Raw genomic sequence first — 7,816 nt, forward strand, 5'->3', positions numbered from 1 at the left:
TTCTTATCAGGGATTTTTCGCGGAAGGCGGGATAATCTATATATAAGTTTAGAGCGAAGCAAGATAGAAATAAAAAATTTTTGAAACGAAGGAAAGTATCAAAGAGAGAAGGAAAAAGGGATGCTGAAAATTGCAAAATTCGGAGGAAGCTCCTGCGCCAGCGGAGAACAGTTTCGTAAGGTAAAAGAAATCGTTATGGAGGATCGGGACAGACACTATATTGTGGTTTCTGCACCGGGAAAACGAAATGATAAGGATACGAAGGTGACGGATTTGTTGCTGTCTTTATATGATGCGATACAGAATAAGTCCGGCGCAGAGGAAATTTTAGAGAAGATTAAAAATCGTTTCCGGGATATTATTTCCGATTTGGATTTGTCCATTTCTCTGGAGGCTGACTTTCAGGAGATTTATGAGAAGCTTCTGGCTGGAGAGAGTAGAGACTATGCCGCATCCCGGGGAGAATATTTGAACGCCAAGTGTATGGCGGATTTCTTGGGCTTTCCCTTTGTGGATGCCAAGGATTTGATTTTCTTTTTAGAGGACGGAAGCTGCGATTTTGAAAAAACGGAGATGATGTCCAGAGAGGCCTTAAAGGACTTGGACTATGCGGTTATTCCCGGCTTCTATGGAGCCAATGGGGAGGGAGCAACCATTACCTTCTCCAGAGGAGGCTCCGATGTTACCGGCTCTTTGATTGCTGCGGCGGTTCATGCGGATCTTTATGAAAACTGGACTGATGTATCCGGCTTCCTGGTGGCGGATCCTCGCATTGTGAAAAATCCGGAAGTTATTGATTATATCACCTATAGAGAGTTACGGGAGCTTAGTTATATGGGAGCCGGTGTTCTCCACGAGGATGCAATTTTCCCGGTACGAAAAGAGGGAATTCCCATCCAGATCAAAAATACCAATGCACCCCAGGATCACGGTACCATGATTGTGGCCAATACCCTGAAAAAGCCTAGATTTATCATCACCGGAATTGCGGGAAAGAAGAATTTCTGCTCCATCAACATTGAAAAAGCCATGATGAACGCGGAAATCGGATTTATTCGAAAGGTGCTTTCCGTCATTGAGGAGAACGGCATTTCCGTGGAGCATACCCCTTCCGGTATTGACACCTTAACCCTCTTCATTCACCAGGAGGAGCTGGAATCCCATGAACAGAAGGTTTTACAGGGAATCCAGAGAGCGGTTAATCCGGATTTGATTGAGTTGGAGGCGGATTTGTCCCTGATTGCGGTTGTAGGACGAGGTATGAAATCCTCTCGCGGTGTGGCAGGACGTATTTTCTCTGCCCTTGCGCATGAGTACATTAATATTAAGATGATTGACCAGGGATCTTCCGAGTACAACATCATTATCGGTGTGAGAAACGAAGACTTCAATGCGGCGATTAAGGCGATTTACAACATGTTTGTTTTATCGGTATAAGAGACGTTTTATCAGGAAAGCATTCTTGGAACAGGAAGACCGGTTTAGAGGGGAAAGGGAGGAAAATGCCTTCCTTTCCTAAATCCGGAAAGAGAAAGTGAGGGCTATGGACATTCTTGTCATAGGCGGAGGACCGGCGGGGATGATGGCGGCCATCTATGCGAAAAAAGAGGCCGGAAATCAAGAGGTCGTTCTTTTTGAAAAAAATGAAAAGCTGGGGAAGAAGCTCTTTATCACAGGAAAAGGAAGGGGAAACTGGACCAATTCCTGTGAGGAAAGCGTTTTTATGGAGAAAATTCTTCGAAATCCCCGATTTTTTATGGGAGCCTTTCGGAACTTTAACAATCAGGATGCCATTGCCTTTATGGAGAAAAATGGCTGTGCGCTGAAGGAAGAGCGGGGAGGCCGCATTTTCCCGGAGAGCAATAAGGCCTTTTCCTTAACGGACGGCATGAAGAAGGCTCTACAGAAGGAAGGGGTAAAGATCTGCCTGAACAAAAAGGTGGACTCCATCCGGAAAAAGGGAGATGTCTTTCTGATTAAGGGAAATTTTCCGGAGGTGGAAGCCAAGAAAGTTATTATCGCCACCGGAGGACTAAGCTATCCCTCTACGGGCTCCACGGGAGACGGCTACGACTTTGCCAAGGCCTTTTCCATAGGGGTGACGAAAACCTATCCCTCTTTGGTGAAAATGGAGGTTTTGGAGGAGGATGTGTACCCGCTTTCCGGTCTGAAGCTAAAGCATATCGGTCTGAAAATCTTAAATGAAAAGGGAAAATGCCTCTACGAAAAGACCGGAGAATTATATTTTCAAAAGAACAGCCTATTAGGACCGGTGGTTTTATCAGCCAGTGCAGCCTTAAGTCCGGAGATTTCCGAAGCCCCTATGGGAAGCTACCAAATTGCTATTGATCTTAAGGCGGAGATGGGACAGGAGCAGTTTGACAGCTTTTTCCTGAGGGACTGTGAAAGCAAGGGAAAGGAAAAGCTCTATCAGCTTTTAAAATCCTATCTTCCTGCACAGCTCTATCCCATTTTCCTGAAACGCTTGGAAAAACAGGGCGTATCCTTGGAGAAAAAAAGCTCGGAGCTGAAGAAAGAGGAGCGAAGGAAGATTTTAAATCTTTTTCACAGCTTCCCCTTTACCCTACAGGGACTGGGGGGCTTTCCGGAAGCCATAGTCACTAAGGGGGGCGTGGAAACTACGGAGCTTTCCAAGAAAAGTCTGGAGGCCAAGAAGGTTCCGGGACTTTACTTTGCGGGGGAGGTAGTGGATCTGGATGCCTATACCGGAGGATTTAATATGCAAATCGCCATCTCCACCGGTGTTTTAGCAGGACAATCCGCAGGAAGATCCCTAAAAGAAGAGCAATAAAAAAATAATAAGAAAAGCTAAAAGAAGAGCTAAAAGAAGAGCAGTAAGAGAAAGCTGTAGAGAACTGACCTTTGATAAGCGTTTGTAAGACAAAGCTTTTCAGAAAAAAGAAAGGAAGAACACATGCCATACACAATAGCCATAGACGGACCGGCAGGGGCGGGTAAATCCACCATTGCCAAATTACTATCGAAAAGCCTGGGCTTTTATTATGTAGATACCGGGGCACTGTATCGTGGCCTTGCTTATGGAATCGCGGAAAAGGGAATTCCCTTTACAGCGGAAAAAAGCATAGAAGAAGCTCTTCCCGCCCTACAGGTGGACTTGGTATACGAAGGAGAAAAGCAAAAGGTTTTTTGTAACAAAGAGGATTGTACGGACTATATTCGTACTCCTGAGCTGGGACAGGGAGCCTCCATGATTTCTCAATACGGCTGTGTTCGGGAAAAACTGCTGGATTTACAGAGAAATGTAGCCAAGGAGCATTCCTGTGTTATGGACGGAAGAGATATCGGCACAGTAGTTTTACCCAAGGCAAATAAAAAGTTCTATTTAACCGCTTCTCCTGAAATTCGGGCGGAAAGACGTTGGAAGGAGCTTTTGGAAAAGGGTGAAAAAATCAGCCTTGAACAGGTGCTTACGGAAGTAAAGAAAAGAGACCACAGAGACAGCACCAGGGCCATTGCCCCCTTGAAAAAGGCGGAGGATGCCATTGAAATCGATAGCAGCAATCTTTCCATCAATGAAGTAGTGGATAAGATGTTAAGCTATTGTGTGGGAAGTGAGGAATAAAATGGAGGCAGTCCTGGCGAAAAGTGCAGGCTTTTGCTTTGGGGTGGAACGGGCTGTGGATGCGGTCTATCGCGTTCTTTCCGAGGAAGAGAAGAAGGATGAATCGGAGAGAAGACCGATCTACACCTACGGCGCCATCGTGCACAACGAGCAGGTGGTAAAGACCCTGGAGGATAGAGGCGTAAAGCTTTTAAAAACAAAGGAAGAGCTGACCCATTTGGAAAAAGGGATATTGGTGATTCGCGCCCATGGGGTAGGAGAAGAGATTTATAAACTGCTTCAGGGAAGGGATATCGAAATTGTGGACAGCTCCTGTCCCTATGTGCGAAAGATTCAACGTCTTGTGCGGGAGCACAGTGAAAAGGGAGAAAGAGTCATTGTAATGGGTGATCCGGAGCATCCCGAGGTGCAGGGAATCCTGGGCTGGGGAAAGGGAGACGTGACTGCTCTAAAAGGCATAGAAGAGGTGGAGGCACTGCCGGATGGAGAGGGACAGGAAATCTTCGTGGTGGCCCAAACTACTTTTCATATTGATAAATTCAAACTAGTTCTTGCACTTTTTAAAAAAAAGGGGTATCATGTTTCTGTTATCAATACGATTTGCAACGCAACTTTCGAAAGGCAGTCAGAAGCAAAGGAATTAGCTGGACGATCCGACGCCATGGTGGTGATTGGTGGAAGCAGTTCATCTAACACAAAGAAGTTATTTGAGATATGCCGGGCAATATGCCCTAATACCCAGCTGATACAAACGGTGAAAGATCTTAAATTCAACTCGGATGAAGCGATTCGCAACGTAGGTATCACAGCAGGGGCAAGCACCCCAAAAGAAATAATAGAGGAGGTTCTAACTTATGTCAGAAATGAGTTTTGAACAAATGCTTGAGGAATCATTAAAGTCGGTTCATGCGGGGGAAATCGTTACAGGAACTGTTATCAGTGTGAAGCCGGATGAGATCGCGCTGAACATCGGATACAAGTCCGACGGAATTATGACCAGAAGTGATTACAGTGCAGACAACCAATTAGACTTAACTACAGTAGTATCTGTAGGAGATGAGATTGAGTGTAAGGTTAAGAAGGTCAATGACGGTGAAGGTCAGGTCGTTCTTTCTCACAGAGACGCTCTTCAGTCTAAGGCTTCCGAGGAGTTAAGAAAGGCATTTGAAGAGAATGCTATTCTTACCGGTAAGGTAGTTCAGGTTGTTAAGGGCGGATTGAATGTAGAAGTGGACGGAGCAAGAATTTTCGTTCCCGCTTCCTTAGTATCCGATAGCTTTGAGAGAGATTTAAACAAGTATCAGGGACAGGACATTCAGTTTGTTATTACCGAGTTCAATCCGGCCAAGAGAAGAATTATTGGAGACAGAAAGCAGATTATGTCTGCTATGAAGAAAGAGCAGCATGACAAGCTCTTCTCTGAGTTAAAGGAAGGCGATATCCGTACCGGTGTGGTTAAGAATCTTACCGACTTCGGTGCATTCATCGACCTTGGCGGTGCAGACGGACTTCTTCACATCTCCGAAATGAGCTGGGGCAGAATTGAAAATCCGAAGAAGCTCTTTAAGCCGGGACAGGAAGTAGAAGTTCTGGTTAAGGAAATCAGCGGAGAGAGAATTGCATTAACCAGAAAGTTCCCCAACGAGAACCCATGGAAGGATGCAGAGAGCAAGTATGCCGTAGGCGAGATCGTTACCGGTAGAGTTGCAAGAATGACTGACTTCGGTGCATTCATCGAGTTAGACAAGGGAATCGATGCTTTATTACATGTTTCTCAGATTTCTAAGGATCATGTGAACAAGCCATCCGATGTTCTTGAGCCCGGACAGGAAATTGAAGCAAGAGTGGTTGATTTAGATGTAGACAACCACAAGATTTCTCTTTCCATCAAGGCACTTCTTCCTGAAGAGGAAGGGGATGTAGCTGACGTAGACGTTGAGGCGGCATCTGAAGAATAAGACTTTAAAGCCGGGCCATGTGCCCGGTTTTTTTGTGCGTATTTACCGGACTTTAGCCGGTATCGGGGCTGAATCTGAGAATCATAGCTCTGATTGTGAGGAGTGAAATGGGACAAGAAATCGAGAGAAAATGGAGAGTCAGAAGGCTTCCGGAGGATTATCATCGGTATCCTTCTAAACTTTTGGAACAAGCCTATCTATGCCAAAATCCTACCCTTCGTATTCGGAAGGAAAGCAGTATTTTCGGTGGAGAAGAGGAGGACAGTATTTCCGGCGAAAAAGAGGGAAGCAGCATTTCTGACAAGAATGAGAAAGCCGGTATTTTCGAAGAGAAGGAGCAGGAAGAGTATATTTTTTGCTATAAGGGAAGGGGGAGACTTTCCAGAGAGGAGTATAACCTGCCCTTAACAAAGGAAGCCTATGAGACTCTGATTAGAAAGACAGAGGGAAGGGTGATTCGAAAGCGTAGATATGCGATTCCCTATGGATTTTATACCGTGGAACTGGATATATTTCAGGGAGAGCTGGAGGGGCTTTGCTATGCGGAGGTGGAATTTCCTTCCGAAGAGGAGGCGCTTTCCTTTCAGCCCTTAGACTGGTTTTCCGAGGAGCTTACCGGGGAAAAAGGCTATTCCAATGCGGAACTCAGTTTTGCAAAGGAGCTTTCCAATCTTAAATTAAAGGATTAAAGCAGGCTTTTTCTTCTTTTTATTGCAGAAATGTCCGTTCAATGCTATACTTTACCCTCGAAAGCCCAGCAAAGGCGGTTTTTAAATTATAAGAGAAAAGTTTTGGAGGTATGCGCAATGAGCGTAAAGGTAGAAAATCTAGAAAAGAATATGGCAAAGATTACAGTAGATGTATCCGCAGAGGACTTTGCTCAGGCTGTAGAACAGGCTTACCAGAAGACTAAGACACGTTACAACATTCCCGGCTTCCGTAAAGGAAAAGCCACAAAGAAGATGATTGAGCAGCATTATGGCCCACAGGTTTTCTACGATGCAGCGATTAACAACATTTTGGATACCCATTATCCTGCAGCTGCCAAGGAATCCGGCTTAGACATCGTTTCCCGTCCTGAAATCGGCGTTGAGCAGATTGGAGAGGGAAAGGACTTTATCTTCACCGCTACTGTTGCTGTACGTCCTGAGGTTACTCTTGGAGAGTACTTCGGTGTTACCGCAGAGAAGGCTGATGTATCTGTAAGCGCGAAGGAAGTTACCGAGCGTTTGAATAAGGAGCTGGAGAAGAATTCCAGAATGGTGGATGTGGATCGTGCCATTAAGAAGAACGACATCGCTACCATTGACTTTGTAGGTTCTGTAGGCGGTAAGGAATTCCCCGGCGGAAGAGGAGAGGATTATCCTCTGACCATCGGTTCCGGAACCTTTATTCCCGGATTTGAAGATCAGCTGATCGGAGCAAAGGCCGGAGAAGAGGTAGATGTTCATGTTACCTTCCCGGAGAACTACGGCGCTAAGGATTTAGCAGGAAAAGAAGCTTTATTCAAGGTAAACGTTAAGGCTGTTAAGGAGAAGCAGGTTCCTAAGGCTGATGACGAGTTTGCCTCCGAGGTTTCCGAGTTTGAGACTCTTAAAGAGTATAAGGAAGACCTAAAGAAGCAGATCAAGGAAGAGAAGGAGAAGAGAGCTACTTCTCAGGTAGAGAACAACGTAGTGGCTAAGGTTGTAGAGAATGCTTCTGTAGAACTTCCCGAGCCTATGGTGGAGATGCAGTTGGATCAGATGTTCTATGACTACGCTAGACGTATGGAAGCACAGGGCATCCCCATGGATCAGTATATGCAGATTACCGGTCTTACAGAAGAGGGCTTAAAGAGCCAGATGAGAGAGACCGCTGTTCAGAACATCAAGACCTCTTTGGTTTTGGATGCTATCCAGAAGAAGGAAGGCATCGAGGTTACCGAAGAAGCTATTGAGAAGGAACTGGAGAGAATTGCAGAGCAGTATCGCATGAAGAAGGAAGATCTGGTAAAGACCATCAGTGATTCTCAGAAGCTTTCCATTAAGAGAGAGTTGGATATTCAGGCTACCATTGACAAGCTGGTAAGTGAGGCGAAGCTTGTAAAGCCTGAGAAGAAGAGCAAGAAAGAAGAGAAGGAAGAAGCTGCTGAGAAGTAAGTTTTCCGACAATAAAGAATACTTTAGGACTGAGAAGCCTGTTTCGGCTTCCCGGTCCTTTTCTTGTGCGCCTAGCGGCGCACGTTTCTAACGGGTTAAAGTCCCGAATCCGC

The 7,816-nt window shown here is 45.5% G+C and carries 7 protein-coding genes; all 7 read left to right on the forward strand.

Features of this window, described 5'->3' with window-relative positions; genetic code table 11:
• Window positions 1-120: 120 nt before the first annotated feature.
• The 7 genes from ACO4PX_RS06755 (at window position 121) to tig (ending at window position 7,703) form a co-directional block, all read left to right on the forward strand.
• Window positions 121-1,437 (forward strand): aspartate kinase, encoded by a 1,317-nt coding sequence (locus tag ACO4PX_RS06755; protein WP_485572063.1) that lies wholly within the window; start codon window positions 121-123, stop codon window positions 1,435-1,437.
• A 106-nt stretch (window positions 1,438-1,543) separates the two neighbouring features.
• Window positions 1,544-2,812 (forward strand): BaiN/RdsA family NAD(P)/FAD-dependent oxidoreductase, encoded by a 1,269-nt coding sequence (locus ACO4PX_RS06760; RefSeq protein WP_485572064.1) that lies wholly within the window; start codon window positions 1,544-1,546, stop codon window positions 2,810-2,812.
• A gap of 123 nt (window positions 2,813-2,935) precedes the next feature.
• Window positions 2,936-3,604, forward strand: coding sequence for a (d)CMP kinase (gene cmk / locus ACO4PX_RS06765; protein ID WP_485572065.1), 669 nt, complete (start codon window positions 2,936-2,938; stop codon window positions 3,602-3,604).
• Window position 3,605: 1 nt separating this feature from the next.
• On the forward strand, window positions 3,606-4,478 hold the full coding sequence (ispH, locus tag ACO4PX_RS06770) for a 4-hydroxy-3-methylbut-2-enyl diphosphate reductase (protein WP_485572066.1): 873 nt from the start codon (window positions 3,606-3,608) through the stop codon (window positions 4,476-4,478).
• Window positions 4,459-5,562, forward strand: a complete 1,104-nt coding sequence (rpsA, locus tag ACO4PX_RS06775; RefSeq protein ID WP_007155937.1) for a 30S ribosomal protein S1 — start codon at window positions 4,459-4,461, stop codon at window positions 5,560-5,562. The genes ispH and rpsA overlap by 20 nt, the downstream gene beginning before the upstream one ends.
• 107 nt (window positions 5,563-5,669) lie before the next feature.
• On the forward strand, window positions 5,670-6,251 hold the full coding sequence (locus ACO4PX_RS06780) for a CYTH domain-containing protein (protein ID WP_485572067.1): 582 nt from the start codon (window positions 5,670-5,672) through the stop codon (window positions 6,249-6,251).
• A 117-nt stretch (window positions 6,252-6,368) separates the two neighbouring features.
• Window positions 6,369-7,703 carry a trigger factor gene (tig, locus tag ACO4PX_RS06785; RefSeq protein WP_485521793.1) on the forward strand — a complete coding sequence of 445 codons (1,335 nt, stop codon included), beginning with the start codon at window positions 6,369-6,371 and terminating at the stop codon, window positions 7,701-7,703.
• The last annotated feature ends 113 nt before the right edge of the window (window positions 7,704-7,816 follow it).

This window comes from Oribacterium sp., from assembly GCF_057249185.1.